The organism is Mycolicibacterium sp. 624, assembly GCF_040548615.1.
GTDB lineage: Bacteria > Actinomycetota > Actinomycetes > Mycobacteriales > Mycobacteriaceae > Mycobacterium.
Genome location: NZ_JBEPRZ010000007.1, coordinates 269,102 through 286,901, shown reverse-complemented (window position 1 = coordinate 286,901; position 17,800 = coordinate 269,102). Strand labels below are relative to the sequence as shown.

The 17,800-nt window shown below is 68.2% G+C and carries 18 protein-coding genes; 6 read left to right on the top strand and 12 right to left on the bottom strand.

Annotation, left to right across the window (positions count from 1 at the left end; genetic code table 11):
• Position 1: 1 nt before the first annotated feature.
• The 4 genes from manA to ABIA65_RS26145 form a co-directional block, all read right to left on the bottom strand.
• Positions 2 to 1,228, bottom strand: coding sequence for a mannose-6-phosphate isomerase, class I (manA, locus tag ABIA65_RS26160; RefSeq protein ID WP_354525365.1), 1,227 nt, complete (start codon positions 1,226 to 1,228; stop codon positions 2 to 4).
• A gap of 4 nt (positions 1,229 to 1,232) precedes the next feature.
• Positions 1,233 to 2,315: a TobH protein gene (locus tag ABIA65_RS26155; protein ID WP_354525364.1), complete on the bottom strand. Its 1,083-nt coding sequence runs from the start codon at positions 2,313 to 2,315 to the stop codon at positions 1,233 to 1,235.
• Positions 2,312 to 3,718, bottom strand: coding sequence for a phosphomannomutase/phosphoglucomutase (locus ABIA65_RS26150; RefSeq protein WP_354525363.1), 1,407 nt, complete (start codon positions 3,716 to 3,718; stop codon positions 2,312 to 2,314). The genes ABIA65_RS26155 and ABIA65_RS26150 overlap by 4 nt, the downstream gene beginning before the upstream one ends.
• A 163-nt stretch (positions 3,719 to 3,881) precedes the next feature.
• Positions 3,882 to 4,301: a DUF3499 domain-containing protein gene (locus tag ABIA65_RS26145; RefSeq protein ID WP_241400450.1), complete on the bottom strand. Its 420-nt coding sequence runs from the start codon at positions 4,299 to 4,301 to the stop codon at positions 3,882 to 3,884.
• A 129-nt stretch (positions 4,302 to 4,430) separates the two neighbouring features.
• On the opposite strand from ABIA65_RS26145, the gene ABIA65_RS26140 reads away from it, so the two are divergent.
• Complete coding sequence (locus tag ABIA65_RS26140; protein ID WP_241405791.1) at positions 4,431 to 4,853, top strand: metallopeptidase family protein; 423 nt, start codon at positions 4,431 to 4,433, stop codon at positions 4,851 to 4,853.
• 70 nt (positions 4,854 to 4,923) lie between these two features.
• Here ABIA65_RS26140 and ABIA65_RS26135 read toward each other — a convergent pair whose 3' ends face one another.
• Positions 4,924 to 5,169, bottom strand: a complete 246-nt coding sequence (locus tag ABIA65_RS26135) for a WhiB family transcriptional regulator (RefSeq protein ID WP_241405792.1) — start codon at positions 5,167 to 5,169, stop codon at positions 4,924 to 4,926.
• Between the two features lie 443 nt (positions 5,170 to 5,612).
• On the opposite strand from ABIA65_RS26135, the gene cofD reads away from it, so the two are divergent.
• From cofD to ABIA65_RS26120, 3 genes are read left to right on the top strand one after another with little or no spacing between them, the layout of a single operon-like run.
• Complete coding sequence (gene cofD, locus ABIA65_RS26130; protein WP_241400451.1) at positions 5,613 to 6,638, top strand: 2-phospho-L-lactate transferase; 1,026 nt, start codon at positions 5,613 to 5,615, stop codon at positions 6,636 to 6,638.
• The gene (locus ABIA65_RS26125; protein ID WP_354525362.1) at positions 6,635 to 7,978 is read left to right on the top strand and encodes a coenzyme F420-0:L-glutamate ligase; all 1,344 of its coding nucleotides are present in this window, start codon (positions 6,635 to 6,637) and stop codon (positions 7,976 to 7,978) included. The genes cofD and ABIA65_RS26125 overlap by 4 nt, the downstream gene beginning before the upstream one ends.
• Positions 7,975 to 8,535 carry an NUDIX hydrolase gene (locus ABIA65_RS26120; RefSeq protein ID WP_241400453.1) on the top strand — a complete coding sequence of 187 codons (561 nt, stop codon included), beginning with the start codon at positions 7,975 to 7,977 and terminating at the stop codon, positions 8,533 to 8,535. The genes ABIA65_RS26125 and ABIA65_RS26120 overlap by 4 nt, the downstream gene beginning before the upstream one ends.
• Here ABIA65_RS26120 and manB read toward each other — a convergent pair.
• The 4 genes from manB to rfbD all read right to left on the bottom strand — a co-directional run bounded on the left by manB (position 8,517) and on the right by rfbD (position 12,620).
• Positions 8,517 to 9,605: a mannose-1-phosphate guanylyltransferase ManB gene (gene manB / locus ABIA65_RS26115; RefSeq protein WP_241400454.1), complete on the bottom strand. Its 1,089-nt coding sequence runs from the start codon at positions 9,603 to 9,605 to the stop codon at positions 8,517 to 8,519. The two genes, ABIA65_RS26120 and manB, sit on opposite strands and share 19 nt — an antisense overlap.
• A 2-nt stretch (positions 9,606 to 9,607) precedes the next feature.
• Entirely contained in the window at positions 9,608 to 10,501 is an 894-nt protein-coding gene (locus tag ABIA65_RS26110; RefSeq protein WP_241400455.1) for a glycosyltransferase family 2 protein, read from the bottom strand.
• Between the two features lie 161 nt (positions 10,502 to 10,662).
• Positions 10,663 to 11,706 carry a cellulase family glycosylhydrolase gene (locus ABIA65_RS26105; protein WP_354525361.1) on the bottom strand — a complete coding sequence of 348 codons (1,044 nt, stop codon included), beginning with the start codon at positions 11,704 to 11,706 and terminating at the stop codon, positions 10,663 to 10,665.
• Between the two features lie 47 nt (positions 11,707 to 11,753).
• A complete protein-coding gene (rfbD, locus tag ABIA65_RS26100; protein WP_241400457.1) occupies positions 11,754 to 12,620 on the bottom strand; it encodes a dTDP-4-dehydrorhamnose reductase in 867 nt (288 codons plus the stop codon).
• A gap of 67 nt (positions 12,621 to 12,687) precedes the next feature.
• Between rfbD and ABIA65_RS26095 the strand changes: the two genes are divergently transcribed.
• Both ABIA65_RS26095 and ABIA65_RS26090 read left to right on the top strand, forming a co-directional pair.
• Entirely contained in the window at positions 12,688 to 14,151 is a 1,464-nt protein-coding gene (locus ABIA65_RS26095) for an LCP family protein (protein ID WP_241400458.1), read from the top strand.
• Positions 14,139 to 14,861, top strand: a complete 723-nt coding sequence (locus tag ABIA65_RS26090) for a TIGR03089 family protein (RefSeq protein ID WP_241400459.1) — start codon at positions 14,139 to 14,141, stop codon at positions 14,859 to 14,861. Before ABIA65_RS26095 ends, ABIA65_RS26090 begins: the two co-directional genes overlap by 13 nt.
• An 11-nt stretch (positions 14,862 to 14,872) precedes the next feature.
• On the opposite strand, the gene ABIA65_RS26085 is transcribed toward ABIA65_RS26090, so the two are convergent.
• The 3 genes from ABIA65_RS26085 to ABIA65_RS26075 are packed head-to-tail and all read right to left on the bottom strand — an operon-like array spanning position 14,873 to position 17,788.
• Positions 14,873 to 16,036 carry an acyl-CoA dehydrogenase gene (locus tag ABIA65_RS26085; protein WP_354525360.1) on the bottom strand — a complete coding sequence of 388 codons (1,164 nt, stop codon included), beginning with the start codon at positions 16,034 to 16,036 and terminating at the stop codon, positions 14,873 to 14,875.
• A 14-nt stretch (positions 16,037 to 16,050) separates the two neighbouring features.
• Entirely contained in the window at positions 16,051 to 16,587 is a 537-nt protein-coding gene (gene purE / locus ABIA65_RS26080; RefSeq protein WP_241400461.1) for a 5-(carboxyamino)imidazole ribonucleotide mutase, read from the bottom strand.
• Positions 16,577 to 17,788 (bottom strand): 5-(carboxyamino)imidazole ribonucleotide synthase, encoded by a 1,212-nt coding sequence (locus ABIA65_RS26075; protein WP_354525359.1) that lies wholly within the window; start codon positions 17,786 to 17,788, stop codon positions 16,577 to 16,579. Before ABIA65_RS26075 ends, purE begins: the two co-directional genes overlap by 11 nt.
• Positions 17,789 to 17,800: the final 12 nt, after the last annotated feature.

The following is a 17,800-nucleotide window of genomic DNA, read 5'->3' as shown; positions in this document are numbered from 1 at the left end:
GCTAGACGCCGACGGTGACCCGAAACAATCTGCTGGGCCGTTCGGCAACCAGTCGGATCGGCCCGTCGTCAGCGGCCACCCACGCGGAGGAACCCCGGTCCAGGGTCAGGATGTTCGACTTCGCATGCACGGCAACCGATCCCTCGATGCACAACAGCACCTGCGGTCCGTCGTGCCGGGACGGCGCGTCGACCTGGTGGCCCAGGTGGTCGCCGTCCACGCTCAGCACCGAAACGGCGAACTCCGGTGCCGGTGTGTCATAGACGAGTTCGAGGCCGTCGCCGATCTCGCGCGGGACGATCAACGACTCCGTGGTCGGGGTGAAGTCAAGCACCCGCAACAGCTCGGGCACATCCACGTGCTTGGGCGTCAGGCCGCCGCGAAGGACGTTGTCGGAGTTCGCCATAACCTCAAAGCCCATGCCGTGCAGGTAGGCGTGCAGATTGCCCGCGGGCAGGTACATGCCCTCACCCGGCGCGAGGCTGATCCGGTTCAGCAGCATCGAGGCCAGCACGCCCGCGTCACCGGGGTAGCGCTCCCCCAGTTCCAGCACCGTCTTCGCCTCGGCCTCGTACGTGGTCTGGCCGGAACGGAGGTAGTTGATCGCTCCATCGAGCACCACGGGCACCAGCACGTCCAGATCGGGCTGGGGCGCGGTGATCCAGGTGGTGAACAGCGTGCGCAGGCCATCGGCATCCGCCTGCCCCAGCAGCAGGCCGATGTACGGGTCGAGTTCGGGGACGTCCAACGCAGCCATGAGTTCGGCGCTGCCCGCGGCCGGCCGGAACCCGGCCAACGCCTCGAACTGCCCGATCGCCACGATCAGCTCGGGCTTGTGGCTGCGGTCGCGGTAGTTGCGGTTGGGTGCGTTGATCGGGAGGTTGAGACGATCCTCGCGAGCGAATCCCTCCGCGGCCTGATCCGCACTCGGGTGGGCCTGCAGGGACAGTGGTTCGTCGGCGGCCAGCACCTTGGCCAGGAACGGCAGCGCGTCGCCGAAGCGCTGCCGGGTGGCGGCCCCCAGCTCCCCCTCCGGGTCGGCGCTGATCACGTCCAGCAGCGAGTGCTCGGTGCCATCGCCGTCGAGGTAGGCCGGATCCGCCGGATGCGCGCCCAGCCACAGTTCAGCCTCGGGATGCGCTGTCGGGCTTGGCCTTCCAGTGAAATCGGCAATCGCGGTGCGCGAACCCCACGCATAGGTCCGCACCGCGCCACGTAGCAGGTCCACTCGCCTAACCTCGAACAAGTCTCAGGTATGCGGCCGCCATCTCGAGCCGCACTGCCAACATCGCCAACTGCTGTTCGGTACGTCCGCTCGGCGGCGGCGCCGCGACATCCCCGATGTCCTCGGCGCTGATCGTGGTCGCGTCGTCGAAACCACCCAGCCTTGTCATTATGCCGGGCCGGTCCCCGTCGGTGGTCAACACGATGGTGCGGACCCGAGCCGGCAGCGGGCCGTCGATCTCCTCATCGTGAAACAGGGAGGTCTCGTAGTTGGCGCCGCCGGTCACCCCGGCGTGCAGGACGACCATGACGTCGGACAGGCTCACCGACGCGACGGGCAGATGCGCCACCCGCAGCAGCACCGCACTGATGTGGCGGGCCAGAGCCAGCGTGGACGCGTCATGGCCGGCCAGCACGACGGTGCCATCGGACATCCGGTCCGCCAGGGTCTTGGCGGGGTTGGTGAACACCTCGCGGCTGACGCTGTTGCGCAGCGCCTCGGCGTCGAGTTCGTCGGCCAGCGCCGCGACATCGACCTTCATGCCCGGGTCGACGACGTCCAGGACGACCAACCCCGCGGCCAGGTAGCGGGCCAGACCGAAGTCGTCGGGAACCCGCAGCCGCGGCGGCAGCAACACCGCCCGACCGGCCGCGACATCGCGCAGCGGGCCCTCCTCGGGTGCGACGACCAGAACCCTCGCCCCGCGCCGGACACCTGTGGCGGCCGCGGCGACCAGTGCCGGGTCGGCGGCGTCGTCACCGGCCACCACCAGTACGTCGAGCGCCCCGATCCACGGTGGCACCTCGGGGGCGATGACGATCGGCGCGGCCGTGGAGCCGCCGAGTACAGCCGCCAGGATCTCTCCCGCTGACTCCGCGGCGCCGTGGCTGGCCACCCAGATCACGGTGCGCGGCGGCTGCCCGGACCGCAGCGGTTCGAACACGCCCTCCTCGAGCGCCGCCGCGGTCGCCCGCATCTGGGCACCTGCCATGGCGGCGGCACGAAGCAGACCGTCGCGGTCGGCGTCGATCAGGCCGTCGACGTCGTCGAGGTCAATGCCGGCCGCGCGCGAACGCGAGTCCGCATTCACGGGGTGGACCCGCCCGGACCCGGCGTCGCCGAGATCTGCGCACCCACGTGCGCGACGATCTGGTCGACCTCGGCGGTGGTGCGCGCCTCCACGTTGAGCCGCAGCAGCGGTTCGGTGTTGGACGTCCGCAGGTTGAACCAACTGCCCTCGCCGAGATCGACGGTGACGCCATCGAGGTGGTCGATGGCGACGATGTTGCCCGCGTAGGACTGCAGGACCGCGTCCACGCGTGCGGCGGCATCCGACACGGTGAAGTTGATCTCGCCGGATGCCTCGTAGCGCTGATAGTCGGCCATGATCTGGGACAGCGGCCGATCCTGTTCGCCGAGCGCGGCCAGCACATGTAGCGCCGCGAGCATGCCGGAGTCCGCACCCCAGAAGTCACGGAAGTAGTAGTGCGCGGAGTGCTCGCCGCCGAAGATCGCGCCGGTCTCGGCCATCAACCCCTTGATGTAGGAGTGACCGACGCGCGAACGCACGGCTGTGCCACCGCGTTCGACGATCAGCTCGGGCACCGCCCGCGACGTGATCAGGTTGTGGATGACGGTGGCGCCGATCTCGCGGCCCAGTTCGCGGCCGGCCACCAGTGCGGTCACCGCCGACGGCGACACCGGTTGGCCCAGTTCGTCGACGACGAAGCAGCGGTCGGCGTCGCCGTCGAATGCCAGCCCGATATCGGCTCCGGTCGCCAGCACGTGCGCCTGCAGGTCGACCAGGTTCGCGGGGTCGAGCGGATTCGCCTCGTGGTTGGGGAACGTGCCGTCGAGTTCGAAGAACAACGGCAGCAGGGTGATCCCGGGAATGGTGCCGAGGACCGCCGGGGTGGTGTGACCGCCCATGCCGTTACCGGCGTCGACGGCCACCCGCAACGGCCTGCCGCTCTCGATGTTCACCAGTGAACGCAGGAAGTCGGCGTACTCGGCCAGTACGTCGCGATCTGAGATGGTGCCCGCAGCACCGTCCGCGGCGGGCACGCCGTTGATGACCTCATCGCTGATGGTCGTCAGCCCGGTGTCCTTGCCGACCGGCTTCGCGCCGGCGCGGCACAGCTTGATGCCGTTGTAGGCGGCCGGGTTGTGGCTCGCGGTGAACATGGCGCCCGGACAGTCGAGCAGGCCCGACGCGAAGTAGAGCTGGTCGGTGGAGGCGAGCCCGATCCTGACCACGTCGAGACCCTGGGCGACCACACCCTCGGCGAACGCGGTCGCCAGCGAGGGCGAACTCGACCGCATGTCGTAGCCGATCACGACCTGGCGCGCACCCGGAGCGGACTCGTCACGCACCAGCCGGGCGAACGCGCCGCCGACGTCGAACACGAACTGCTCGTCGATCTCCTCGCCGACCAGCCCGCGCACGTCGTAGGCCTTGATCACACGGTTTACAGCCGCAGCGGGCCGAGACATAGAGCTCCTTGATTCCCGTAACGGTCTCCGCATCCCCTCGCGGGAATGCACCTGGGGTCAGCCTATCGGCTAGCGAAGTCTGGTGCTGCCGGTCACACCGGGCCGCTGCGAATCCGTTTGCCGAAATCGATCCCGGGTCGCTTCGCTCCGACCCCGCCGAAAACTAGTCCGCGGGGTCGGGCAGCACGCGGAGGTGGCCGCGCCTGCGGCCGTTCTGCTCCGGGCGCTGGGCCGGGGGCGCCATCAGCGCACCGCCCTGGACCCCGGTGGTCGGGTCGGAGAATCCGGCCACGACACCGTTGACCTGAAGGCCGCCGTCGCGCCCCTCCCGTACCGCGTCGGCGAGCGCGACGAGGTCATCGTCGTCGCTGTGCGCGGGTAACGGGCTTGCGTGCCGAACCAGCTCCCATCCAACCGGCGCCGTGATGCGGCCGGCGTGGACGACGCACAGATCCCAGGAGTGCGGCTCGGAAACGGTGGCGAGGGGTCCGACGACCGCAGTCGAGTCCGAGTAGACGAAGGTCAGCGTCGCCACGGCATAGTGCGGGCACCCAGGCCTGCAGCAGCGACGGGGAACGTTCACGAAGCAGAGGCTATCGCGGGACGCCGTCGCGAGCAGACGGACACGCGCGCCAGGGGTCGGCCGATCTCCAACCGTTACGATCGACCAATGGCCGAGTCCAGTCGTTTGGGGCCGCGCCGCCGTAGGGAGATGCGCGGACCACTGTTGCCCGCCACGGTGCCGGGCTGGCGCAGCCGGGCCGAACGATTCGACATGGCGGTCCTGGAGGCGTACGAGCCCATCGAGCGCCGGTGGACCGAGCGGGTGTCGACCCTTGACGTCGCGGTCGATGAGATTCCGCGGATCTCACCGCGGGATCCCGAGAGCGTGCAGTGGCCACCCGAGGTGATCGCCGACGGCCCCATCGCGTTGGCCCGGTTGATCCCGGCGGGCGTGGACACGCGGGGAAATGCGACACGAGCACGAATCGTGGTGTTCCGCAAGCCGATTGAGCGGCGAGCCAAGGACACCGACGATCTCGCCGATTTGTTGCATGAAGTGTTGGTGGCGCAGGTAGCCACCTACCTGGGAGTCGAACCGTCGATCATTGACCCGACGATCGACGACGACTGAGCCGCTGAAGCGCGATGAGCGATCGCGCCGACAGCGTCATTTCCGAGGTGAGCCCTCGCGGGCTCAAAACTCAGATGATGCCGCGCTTGAGGCGACGGCGCTCGCGCTCGGACAGCCCGCCCCAGATGCCGAAACGCTCGTCATTGGCCAGTGCGGACTCAAGGCACTCGTCCTTGACCTCGCATCCCTGGCAGATGCGCTTGGCCTCACGGGTCGAGCCGCCCTTCTCGGGGAAGAACGCCTCGGGGTCCGTCTGCGCGCACAAGGCGCGTTCTTGCCATTCCTCGTCTTCGATGGTCGACCGTTCGGCATCCATCCGCTCCGGCACCAAACTCAACTGGGGACGACCCGGTATCACGTGCTGGGCCGGTCCCGTATTGGTGTGCGGTTCGTTGCCTACTGAGCCGAGCATCCGACTGTCAAAACGAATGCTGCTGTCGAAATCGACGCGCTCATAAGACATTTCTCGCCTCCTCACCTGGTCTCGTAGATCGCTCATTGGAGCCCCACCCCCTGCAAGTGCGGCCAAATCAATTCGAACAAGTGATCGAATCTCGGTCTGCGACACCGGAACCGGCCGGCCAACCGCGAAATGACACTGATGTGATTAGACACCGAGTTAGCTGCGCTGGTCAAGCGCCAGGACAGGAATTCATATCATCCTGTGACCAAAGTTCGGCGCGTCGGTAATCCGGCGTGTCGGTCACATACCCCCCGCGGGAGGCGGCCAAGAGGCGTCAACGCCTAGTGTCGGTCGATGTGAAGGTGACGGTTCTGGTCGGCGGGGTGGGTGGCGCGCGCTTCCTGTTGGGGGTTCAACATTTGCTGGGGCTCGGCCAGTTCAGTAGCTCACCACCCGTTGAGCAATCCTCTGACGAGTCCGCCGAGCACGTCCTCACGGCGGTGGTGAACGTCGGAGACGACGCCTGGATGCACGGCGTGCGCATATGCCCCGACCTGGACACGTGCATGTACACCCTGGGTGGCGGCATCGACCCGGAACGGGGTTGGGGCCACCGCGACGAGACGTGGAACGCCAAGGAGGAACTGGCGGCCTACGGTGTGCAGCCCGACTGGTTCGGACTCGGCGATCGCGATCTGGCAACGCACCTGGTTCGTAGCCAGATGCTGCGCGCGGGTTATCCGCTCTCGCAAGTCACCGAGGCATTGTGCGCGCGCTGGCAGCCCGGCGCCCGCCTTTTGCCCGCCAGCGATGACCGCAGTGAAACCCACGTGGTCGTAACGGATCCCGAAGACGCCGACGGCGGCAGACGCGCCATCCACTTTCAGGAGTGGTGGGTGCGCTACCGCGCGCAGATACCCACGCACGGCTTCGCGTTCGTTGGCGCGGACAAGGCGGCGGCCGCTCCCGGCGTGCTCGAGGCCATCGCCGAGGCGGACGTGGTGATGATCGCGCCGTCCAATCCGGTGGTCAGTATCGGTGCCATCCTGGCCGTGCCCGGTATCCGTGGCGCGCTGCGCTCCACCGCCGCGCCTGTCATCGGCTACTCCCCCATCGTCGCAGGTCGCGCCCTGCGCGGCATGGCCGACGAATGCCTCTCGGTGATCGACGTCGAGACCAGCTCGGAGGCCGTCGGCGCGCACTTCGGTGCACGCAGCGGCACCGGGATCCTGGATGGCTGGCTGATCGACGAGGGCGATAACGCGACGGTGGAGGGCGTCGACGTGCGATCCATACCGCTGTTGATGACCGAACCCGGCGTGACCGCCGAGATGGTGCGCAGCGGTCTCGAGCTGGCCGGCATCTCGATGGACGAGCGGTGACCGTCGATCACGGCACGGCCGGGGCCGTCGAGATCCTGCCCATCACGGGGCTTCCCGAATTCCGGCCCGGCGACGACGTGGCGGCGGCGATAGCAGGCGCGGCGCCGTGGCTGCGCGATGCCGACGTGGTGGTGGTCACCAGCAAGGTGCTGTCGAAGAGTGAGGGCAGGATCGTCCCCGCGCCGACCGACCCCGAGGAGCGCGATGCTCTGCGGCGCAGGCTGATCGACGCCGAAGCGGTGCGCGTGCTGGCACGCAAGGGCAAGACGTTGATCACCGAGAACGCGATCGGTCTGGTACAGGCCGCCGCCGGAGTCGACGGGTCCAATGTCGACGCACGCGAACTTGCGCTGCTGCCAACCGATCCCGACGGCAGCGCCGCGACCCTACGAGACCGGTTGCGCGACATGCTCAACGTCACAGTGGGCATCGTGATCACCGACACCATGGGACGCGCCTGGCGCAACGGCCAGACCGACGTGGCGATCGGCGCGGCGGGGCTGGCGGTGCTGCATGGCTATGCCGGCGCCCGCGACGCGCACGGAAATGAACTCGTGGTGACCGAGGTCGCTGTCGCCGACGAGATCGCCGCCGCCGCCGATCTGGTCAAGGGCAAGCTGACCGCGATCCCGGTGGCGGTGGTCCGCGGACTGAACCCGGCCGACGACGGGTCCAACGGCCGCACGCTGGTGCGCGCCGGCGAGGAGGACCTGTTCTGGCTCGGTACCGAGGAGGCACTGGCGCTGGGCCGCACACAGGCGCAGCTGATGCGCCGGTCGGTGCGCAGCTTCGCCGCCGAGCCGGTCGATGAAGCCACCATCGAGGCCGCCATCGGCGAGGCGCTGACCGCACCTGCCCCGCACCACACCCGGCCCGTACGGTTCGTGTGGGTCCGTGACACCGAGAGGCGCCACCGCCTGCTGGACAGGATGAGCCAGAAGTGGCGCGCCGACCTGAGCGGCGACGGCCGACCCACGGACGCCGTGGAGCGTCGCGTCGCACGTGGCCAGATCCTCTATGACGCACCCGAACTCGTCATACCGTTCATGGTGCCCGACGGTGCTCACGACTACCCCGACGCCGAACGGACCGCCGCCGAGCACACCATGTTCACGGTCGCGGTCGGTGCGGCGGTGCAGGCCCTGCTGGTTGCGCTCGCCGTCCGAGACCTGGGCAGCTGCTGGATCGGGTCAACGATATTCGCCGCGGACCTGGTGCGCGCCGAACTCGAGGTCCCCGACGACTGGGAGCCCTTGGGTGCCATCGCGATCGGCCACCCCGCCGAGCCGACCACACCGCGGTCACCGGTCCCCACCGACGGCCTGCTGGTAATCCGATGAGCCTGCACGGGTCGGTGGTCGACACGCTGAGCCGTTGGTCCCCAGCCGATCCGGCACAGGACTCGCTGCGGCACGCCATCATGGCGTTCGTCCTCGCGCGTCCCGATGCCTGCCTGCGGTCGTGCGAACCGGGACACATCACGGCCTCGGCCCTCGTGCTCGACCACACCGCCAGCCGCACCCTGCTGACGCTTCACCCCCGACTCGGCCGCTGGGTGCAGCTCGGCGGGCACTGCGAGGACGGCGATCCCGATATCGCCGCCGCCGCACTGCGGGAGGCGACCGAGGAGTCCGGGATAGCGGGGCTGACCATCGAGGCGATGCCCACCGCGATGCACGTGCACGCGTTGACCTGTTCGCTTGGCGTGCCGACCCGCCACCTCGACATGCAGTTCGTCGTCCATGCGCCGCAAGGCGCAGAGATCACGCGCAGCGACGAGTCACTGGACCTGCGGTGGTGGAGTCTGGACGCGTTACCCGAGGGATCGGACTACGGCCTGACCCAATTGGTCGCCGCCGCACGCCGCGACGTGCGATCTCAGACGTCCGTCGAGTAGCGAATGCCACCGTCGGGAATGGTGACTCCCGGCCACACCCGCGCACCACGCAGCAATTCGCAGCGCGCACCGATGTTGGCGCCGTCGCCGATGACGCCGTCCCGGATCAGGGCGCGCGGCCCGATGCGGGCGCCGAACCCGATGATGGAGCGCTCAATGACGGAGCCGGCCTCGATGCGGGCACCGTCGAAGATCACCGCACCGTCCAGGCGGGCCCCGGGGCCGATCTCCGCTCCGCGCCCGACGACCGTCCCGCCGATGAGAAGGGCGCCGGGGCCGACGGCCGCACCCTCGTGCACCAGCTCCTCGCCGCGGTGTCCGTTGAGCGCGGGTGACGGCGCGATACCGCGCACCAGATCAGCCGAACCGCGGACGAAGTCCTCCGGGGTACCCATATCGCGCCAGTAGGTGGCGTCGACGTAGCCGCAGACCTTGAGACCGTCGGCCAGCAGCGCAGGGAACACCTCGCGCTCGACCGACACCGACCGCCCGGTGGGAATCCGGTCGATCACCTCGCGTCGGAAGACATAGCAGCCGGCGTTGATCTGATCGGTGGGCGGATCCTGCGTCTTCTCCAGGAACGCGGTCACCACGCCATCGGTATCGGTTGGCACACAACCGAATGCGCGTGGATCACCGACGCGAACCAGATGCAGCGTCACGTCAGCCTTGCGTTCGTGGTGGCTGGCCAGCAACGCGTTCAGATCGGCTCCGGACAGTACGTCGCCGTTGAACACCAGCACGGTGTCGTAGCGCAACTTCGGTGCCACGTTCGCGATGCCACCGCCAGTACCGCGCGGGTCCTCCTCGAAGACGTAGTCGATGTCCAGGCCCAGGGCCGATCCGTCGCCGAACTCGGCCTCGAACACCTCGGCCTTGTACGACGTCCCGAGCACGACGTGCTTGACGCCCGCCGCGGCGATACGGCTCAGCAGATGGGTCAAGAACGGCAGACCTGCCGTGGGAAGCATGGGCTTGGGCGCCGAAAGCGTCAGCGGCCGAAGGCGGGTGCCCTGCCCTCCGACCAGGATGACGGCGTCCGTCTGTGCGGGATCTACGGGAGTTGCCACGGTCAACGCAGTCCTTTCGCCAGTTTGCGCCGAGAGTTGCGGACCACCAGACCCGCTCGCACGGCGAGCGCCGACCGGATGCTCCATCGCAACGGCGCCTGCCACCAACCCGGGTGCCGATCGGCCAGGAAAGTGTAGGTGCTGGTGTGATGGGCAGCCAAGTTGCGGGCCGGGTCGCGTCCGGTCGCATGTCCCTTGTCGTGCAATATCTCCGCCGACGGTACGTAGACGTTCGACCAACCCGCCGCGGCGAGACGATCTCCCAGGTCGACGTCCTCCATGTACATGAAGTAGCGCTCGTCGAAGCCCTGCACCTGATCGTAGGCGGCCCGCCGTAGCAAAAGGCACGATCCCGACAGCCAGCCGACAGTGCGTTCGCTGGGCTCGTGTCTTTCCTGGCGGTACGCGGCAGTCCACGGGTTGCGCTTCCAGAACGGACCGACGACGGCGTGCATGCCTCCGCGGATCAGGCTCGGCTGGTGGCGCGCCGATGGATAGACCGTGCCGTCGGGGTCACGGATAAGCGGTCCGAGTGCGCCGGCCTGTGGCCACCTGGCGGCGGCCTCGAGCATCTCGTCGATGCTGTGCGGGCCCCACTGGACGTCGGGATTGGCCACCACGAAGAACTCGGCGTCGCCCGAGTAGGACGGATCGCGCAGATAGGAGTCGACGGCCCTGTTCACCGCGCCGCCGTAGCCGAGGTTCGCGCCGGTCCGCAGGAGTGAAACGTTGGGGTAGCGCTCGAGGGCCGCCTCCGGCGCACCGTCGGTGGACCCGTTGTCGGCCATCACGACGGTGACGGGACGGTCGGTGGCATGCGACAGCGTCGCGAGGAACCGATCGAGGTGCGAGCCCGGCGAGTACGTCACCGTCACCACCACTATCTCGTCGCTCACGCGACAGCCACCATTTCATCGCTCACGCGACAGCCACCATTTCATCGCTCACGCGACAGCCACCATTTCATCGCTCACGCGAAGGCCACCAATTCACCACTCACGGCGTTGAGGGTAGCGGCCCGAATAGGCGTGGACCCAGCGCGTGTCGCGTCGTCGACTCAGCGGGCCAGAACGCCGGCCGTGACCTTCGGCTGCCAGTCCGACGTCAGGAGCGCGCCGAAGTTGGATTCGCGGTCGCCACGGTTGGCCGTGTCGGTGTCTCGGATGCTGTAGATGAACGCCGGACCGCTGTAGGACGTTGCGGCGACCGCGGACAGCACGTCGGTGATCTGCTTGGCCTGTTCTTCCTGGCTGACGCCGTCGGAGTCCTCACTCGTCGGGGCGCCCATCTCGGTGATCCAGATCCGCTTGCCGCCGTCGCCGTTGGCGGCCATCACGTCGTGCATCGCCGCGAGGTCGGAGAACCCGTTCTCCGGGTTGGCGGCCAGACCCGAGGGAAAGACGTAGGGGTGGGCCGCGGCGGCGTCGAAGCTGCCCTTGGCCCCTGCCGCGTACATCTTCTCCATGAACGCCGGTGGAGACTCGTCACCGGGGAGTCTGCTGAGCCCGGCCAGGACGACGGTGCTGTTGGGCTGTGCGGCCTTGATCGCCGGATACGCGGCCTTCACCAGTTCGGTGTAGCGCGGCGCGTTGTGCGGGGTGAAGCCGAAGAACAGCGGCAGGTTCGGTTCGTTCCAGAGCTGCCAGCTCGACACCTTCCCGCCGTACCGGTTGACGACAGCCGTCGAGAAGTCGGCGTAATCGGCGACGTCATTGGGCGGCGCGGTGAAGTACGACCCGCCCGGGCGGGCCCAGTCCGGCGAGAAGGCGATGACGCCGAGGACCTTGAGCCCCCGCGCCGCTGCGGCGTTGATCACCAGGTCGGTCTGACCCCAGTCGTAGCGCCCCTTGGCTGTCTCGATCTTGGTCCACGGGATCAGGACGCGAAGCCAGGTTGCGGAGGTCTTGGCGACCGCATCGAGTTCACGGTTGACGTCGGCAGAGCCCAGCCATGTCATCTGGGCACCGTCCCCGAAGCCGTAGCCCCCTGCCGGGACCGCGGGCGGGGCCGCGTTGGCGCTGGGTGTCACCATCGCCGCCACGAGAATGGCCGCGAAGCCGACCGTGAAGCGCTTGCGGACAGTTGCCGACAGTCGACTCATGCTGACGAACCTACCGGAGTCGGGGCGCGGTGACCGCGACGCTTCAGCTACTCCGACAGCGGCATCGACATGGCGTCTGCCAGCCCCTCACGCCAGTGCCGCAACGGAGTCAGGCCCGCTTCGGTCGACTGTTGCGACCCGAGCGCCGAGTAAGGCGGCCGTGGCGCGGGGCGCGGGTGGCGTTCGCTGTCGACGGGTCGCACACGCTCCGGATCGGCACCGGCGAGTTCGAACACCGCTCGGGCCTGCTCCCAGCGACTCGCCTCACCCAGGTTGGCGGCATGCAACACGGGCTGCCGAATGGTGCCCTCGGCGACCTCGAGCAGGGCCTCGACGAGATCGCCGACGTAGGTGGGCGATCCGATCTGGTCGGCGACCACCTCGATGGTCTCGTCACCCGCCGCCTTTCGCCGCATGGTCGCCACGAAGTCCGAACCGGTGCCCGCGAAGATCCAGGCGGTGCGCACGATGAACGCGTCCGGCATGGCGGTCAGAACCCCGAACTCACCGGCGAGCTTGCTGCGTCCGTAGGCGCTCAGTGGGCCCGTCAGGTCATCGATCTCATAGGGGCGACGAGCCTCATCACCGAAGTCACCGCTGAACACGTAGTCGGTGGAGATGTGCACCAGATCGGCTCCGGCGCGCGCACAGGCATGTGCGACGTTCTCCGCGCCGGTCGCGTTGACAGCCGTCGCCCTGGCCTCGTCACGCTCGGCGTCGTCGACCCTGGTGTAGGCCGCGCAGTTGATCACGACGTCCCCGGCCGAGATGTGACGCTCGACGGCCGTCGCGTCGGTGACGTCGCAGTCGGATGATGAAAGTGCAAGGACCTCGTGGCCGCGGCGACCCGCCTCAGCTGCCAAAACCCGTCCGACGAGTCCTCCTGCACCGGTGATGACCACACGTTGATCCATGTACTCGAGTCTGGCACGCCGGTCGGCGCTAACCACTTCGCGGGCACCTCGCCAGTAGCCTGGGCTGATGTCAGGTCGCATTGCCCGCACCATCGCCGTGGTCACAGCGTCGGTGGTCGTCGTGGGCACCGGCGTCGCCTGGGGCAAGATCCGTTCATTCGAGTCCGGCATCAACCACATCAGCGCGGAGGCGCTCGGCGGTGGCGGCGAGGACGGAGCCATCGACGTCCTGCTGGTCGGTATGGACAGCCGCACCGACGCACACGGCAACCCGCTGTCCCCCGAGGAGTTGGCCACGCTGCGCGCCGGTGACGACGTGGCGACCAATACCGACACCATCATCCTCATCCGAATCCCGAACAACGGTAAGTCCGCGACCGCGATCTCGATTCCCCGCGACTCGTACGTGGCGGCGCCCGGCTTCGGCAAGACGAAGATCAACGGCGTGTTCGGCGCGGTGAAACTCGACGAGATGAAACAGCTCGTCGAGGTCGAGGGTGAGGATCCGGCGACTGCCGAGCCCAAGGCGGTCGAAGCCGGCCGTGAGGCGCTTATCGAGACGGTCGCCGACTTGACCGGGGTGACAGTCGACCACTACGCCGAGATCGGCCTGCTCGGCTTCTCGCTGATCACCGATGCCCTCGGCGGTGTCGACGTGTGCCTGAAGGACCCCGTCTACGAACCACTCTCGGGTGCGGACTTCCCCGCCGGCTGGCAGAAGCTGGACGGCCCCCAGGCGCTGAGCTTCGTCCGCCAGCGTCATGACCTCCCGCGTGGCGATCTCGACCGTGTCACTCGTCAGCAGTCGGTGATGGCCTCGCTCGCCCACCAGGTGATCTCCAGCAAGACGCTGTCCAGCCCGGCCACGCTCAACCGTCTCGAGCAGGCAGTTCAGCGATCGGTGGTGCTCTCGGACGGCTGGAACATCATGGAGTTCGTCGACCAGTTGCAGAAACTGGCGGCGGGCAACGTCGCCTTCGCGACGATTCCCGTTCTGCAGGAGGACGGCTGGAGTGACGACGGCATGCAGAGCGTCGTTCGGGTTGACCCCGATGCGGTGCGCGAGTGGGTGAACGGTCTGCTCAAGGATCAGGACGAGGGCAAGACCGAGGTCATCGCCTACTCGCCGGACAAGACCACGACCGAAGTCGTCAACGACTCCGACATCAACGGCCTGGCCGCCGCGGTGTCGAACATTCTGACCGGCAAGGGTTTCATCGAGGGTCACGTCGGGAACAACGAGGCCGAGCGTGTGCCGACCAGTCAGGTGCAGGCCGCGAAGTCTGACGACCTTGGCGCCCAAGCCGTCTCGAGGGATCTGGGCAACCTGCAGATCGTCGAGAACACCGCGGTGCCCCCCGGAACGGTCCGAGTGGTGCTCGCCGATGACTACACCGGCCCCGGTTCGGGCCTGGGAACCGATGACACCGGCCAGACGGTGGATCAGGCGGCCGGCGAGGCCCCCGTCCAGGCACCTTTGCCATCACCGGTTCTCACCGCCGGATCGGATGATCCTGCGTGCGTGAGCTGACAGTCACCGGCGCGGTCCTCGACCCGCTGCTCGCGTCCAATTCCGCAGCACCGTTCATCACCTACTACGACGACGCGACGGGTGAGCGCATCGAGCTTTCGGCCGCGACGCTGTCGAACTGGGCCGCCAAGACCGGCAACCTGCTGCGCGACGAACTCGGCGCGGGCGCGGGAACCCGTGTCGGACTGGCACTTCCCGCGCACTGGCAGACCGTCGGCGTCCTGTTCGGCATCTGGTACATCGGTGCCGAGGTCGTGTTGGGAGGTGGTGAGTGCGATATCGCCTGCTGCACCGCCGACCGTCTCGACGAGGCCGACGCCGCAGTGGTGCCGGGCGGTGAGGTGGTCGCGTTGTCGCTGGACGCGTTCGGCAAGCCGGTCGAGGGACTGCCCTTCGGCATCACCGACTACGCCACGTCGGTGCGGGTGCACGGTGACGGCATCACCCCGGAGCCGAACCCGGGCCCGGCCCTGGCGGGCCGATCGGTGACCGAGACTCTCGCTGCGGCAACGGCGCACGCCGCGTCGCGCGGCTGGACCGGCACTGATCGTGTGCTGTCCAGCGCCTCATGGGACACCGCTGACGATGTCGTCAACAACATGCTCGCGGTGTTCGCCGCGGGCGCATCACTGGTACAGGTGGCTCATCCCGACGCCGGGCAGCGCGATCGACGCGTGCAGACCGAGAAGGTCACCACCGAGCTGACGTAGTCAGCAGGCGGTCACTTGAGCAGCGCGCGCGACATGACGACGCGCTGAATCTGGTTGGTGCCCTCGTAGATCTGGGTGATCTTGGCATCACGCATGTAGCGCTCGACCGGGAAGTCCACGGTGTAGCCGTAGCCGCCGAACAGCTGGACGGCGTTGGTGGTCACCTCCATCGCGACATCGGAGGCGAAGCACTTCGATGCCGAGGAGATGAAGCCGAGGTCGGGTTCCCCGCGTTCAGCGCGCGCCGCCGCCGAGTAGACCATCAGGCGAGCGGCCTCGATCTTCATCGCCATGTCGGCCAACATGAACTGCGTGTTCTGAAAGTCGCTGATCGCCTTGCGGAACTGCTTGCGCTCCTTGGTGTAGGCGATCGCCGCATCCAACGCGCCCTGGGCGATGCCAACGGCCTGCGCGCCGATGGTCGGACGGGTGTGGTCCAACGTCGCCAGCGCGGTCTTGAAGCCCGTACCCGGGTCGCCGATGATGCGGTCACCGGGGATCCGGCAGTCCTCGAAGTACAGCTCGGTGGTCGGCGATCCCTTGATGCCCAGCTTGCGTTCCTTGGGCCCGACACTGAAGCCGGGGTCATCCTCGTGCACGACGAACGCCGAGATGCCGTTGGCGCCCTTGTCGGGGTCGGTGACGGCCATGACGGTGTACCACTGTGAGTGACCGCCGTTGGAGATCCAGCACTTCGAGCCGTTGAGCACCCACTCGTCGCCGTCGGCCTTGGCCCGCGTGCGCATCGCAGCGGCGTCACTACCGGCCTCGCGCTCGGACAGCGCGTACGACGCTGAGGCCTCACCCGCGCCGATCGAGGGCAGCACCTGCTGCTTGAGTTCCTCCGAGCCGCGCAGCAGCAGACCCATCGTGCCCAGCTTGTTGCAGATCGGGATCAGCGACGAGGAGGCACAGACCCGGGCCACCTCCTCGATGACGATGCAGGCCGCGATGGAGTCGCCACCCTGGCCGCCGTACTCCTCGGGGATGTGGATCGCCGAGAAACCCGATGAGTTCAGCGCCGCGAGCGCCTCGTCGGTGTAGCGGGCCTTCTCATCGACATCGGCCGCATACGGCGCGATCTCCTTCTCGCACAGGGAGCGCAAAACGCTGCGCAACTCGTTGTGCTCGTCGGACAACTTGAAGACGTCGAAGGACGGATTGCCAATCGCCATGCGTGAACTCCTAGCTACTCGTCAGTAACTTTACCCTCTGCGCCGGGCGCACCGAGCAAGCGGTCGCGCAGAGCAGCGTCCTTCTGCAACACCATCGCCTCAAGGTCGGCCTGGAAGCGTTCCATGCGCTCGCGCAGGCCCGCATCCGCTGAGCCGAGGATCCGCACGGCCAGCAGGCCTGCGTTGCGTGCGCCACCGATCGACACCGTCGCGACCGGAACGCCCGCGGGCATCTGCACGATCGACAGCAGCGAGTCCATCCCGTCCAGGCGCGCCAGCGGCACCGGAACGCCGATCACGGGCAGGGGCGTCGCGGAGGCGACCATGCCCGGCAGGTGGGCCGCGCCGCCGGCTCCGGCGATGATGACCTCGATACCCCGCGCCGCGGCGCCGCGCGCGTAGTCGAGCATCCGTCCGGGTGTGCGGTGCGCGGACACCACGCCGACCTCGAAGGGCACCTCGAACTCGGCGAGCGCGGTGACGGCGTCCTCCATGACCGACCAGTCACTGTCGCTGCCCATGATCACGCCGACGCGCGCCTTACTCACCATGCGGGTCCCATCCATCCGTCCATATGCCGTGTGACAACCAGTGCGCGGCGCGGGTCGCCCGCTCCCGCACGTCGGCCACATACGCCTCGTCGTCCAGGGCGCCGTGCGCCCCACCGAGGATATTCACGTGGCCGATCTTGCGGCCCGGGCGCTCCGACTTGCCATACAGATGCACCTTCGCGTCGGGAATCCGTGCGAAGAGGTGATGCAGCCGCTCGTCCATGGCCATCGTCGGCGCCTGCGGCGCACCCAGGACATTGGCCATCACGGTCACCGGCGCGATCGGCCCGGTGGTGCCCAGCGGGTAGTCCAGGACCGCCCGCAGATGCTGCTCGAACTGGCTGGTGCCTGCGCCGTCCATCGTCCAGTGACCGGAGTTGTGCGGTCGCATCGCGAGTTCGTTGACGAGCAGCCCGCCATCGGTCGTCTCGAACAGTTCCACCGCGAGCACGCCGACGACACCGAGTTCACCCGCCAGCCGCAGACCCAGCTGCTCCGCAGCGGCAGCCAGATCTCCGGTGAGGTCCGGTGCGGGTGCGATGACCTCGACGCAGATGCCGTCGCGCTGGACGGTCTGCACCACCGGCCAGGCCGCCCCCTGCCCGAACGGCGACCGGGCAACGAGCGCGGACAGCTCGCGCCGCATGTCCACCCGTTCCTCGACCAGCACGGGCGCACCGTCGGCGAGGTAGCGCTGCGCGGTCTCCCGCGCCTCGGCGAGATCCTTGGCCAGGGTGACCCCTCGGCCGTCGTAACCGCCGCGGGCGGTCTTGACCACGATGGGGCCGCCGACACGGGCAGCGAACGCGTCCACGTCAGCGGGATCGGTGACCTCCGCGAAGCGCGGTATCGGCGCTCCGAGCTCCTCCAACCTCCTGCGCATGACGAGCTTGTCCTGGGCGTGCATCAGCGCCTGTGGCGCCGGGGCAACGTTGACGCCCTCGGCAACCAGAATGTCGAGCAGGTCGGTCGGGACGTGCTCGTGGTCGAACGTCAGAGCCGCGGTACCGGCGGCGGCCCGCCGCAGCGCCTCGAGATCGGTATGGGCGCCGATCACCACGTCGGGGCTGACTTGAGCCGCGGGGTCACCGGGTGTGGCGGCCAGCACCCGCAGGGTCTGGCCGAGTGCAATAGCGGCCTGATGGGTCATCCTGGCCAGCTGGCCGCCACCGATCATCGCCACGACAGGGGGTGCGCTCACGGTGCCAATGGT

Excerpts from the sequence above, each read along its gene's own strand:
- ABIA65_RS26150 (WP_354525363.1), bottom strand. The coding sequence starts at position 3,718 with ATGTCTCGGCCCGCTGCGGCTGTAAACCGTGTGATCAAGGCCTACGAC.
- ABIA65_RS26140 (WP_241405791.1), top strand. The coding sequence starts at position 4,431 with ATGCGCGGACCACTGTTGCCCGCCACGGTGCCGGGCTGGCGCAGCCGG.
- ABIA65_RS26135 (WP_241405792.1), bottom strand. The coding sequence starts at position 5,169 with ATGGATGCCGAACGGTCGACCATCGAAGACGAGGAATGGCAAGAACGC.
- ABIA65_RS26120 (WP_241400453.1), top strand. The coding sequence starts at position 7,975 with ATGAGCCTGCACGGGTCGGTGGTCGACACGCTGAGCCGTTGGTCCCCA.
- ABIA65_RS26105 (WP_354525361.1), bottom strand. The coding sequence starts at position 11,706 with ATGAGTCGACTGTCGGCAACTGTCCGCAAGCGCTTCACGGTCGGCTTC.
- rfbD (WP_241400457.1), bottom strand. The coding sequence starts at position 12,620 with ATGGATCAACGTGTGGTCATCACCGGTGCAGGAGGACTCGTCGGACGG.
- ABIA65_RS26095 (WP_241400458.1), top strand. The coding sequence starts at position 12,688 with ATGTCAGGTCGCATTGCCCGCACCATCGCCGTGGTCACAGCGTCGGTG.
- ABIA65_RS26085 (WP_354525360.1), bottom strand. The coding sequence starts at position 16,036 with ATGGCGATTGGCAATCCGTCCTTCGACGTCTTCAAGTTGTCCGACGAG.
- purE (WP_241400461.1), bottom strand. The coding sequence starts at position 16,587 with ATGGTGAGTAAGGCGCGCGTCGGCGTGATCATGGGCAGCGACAGTGAC.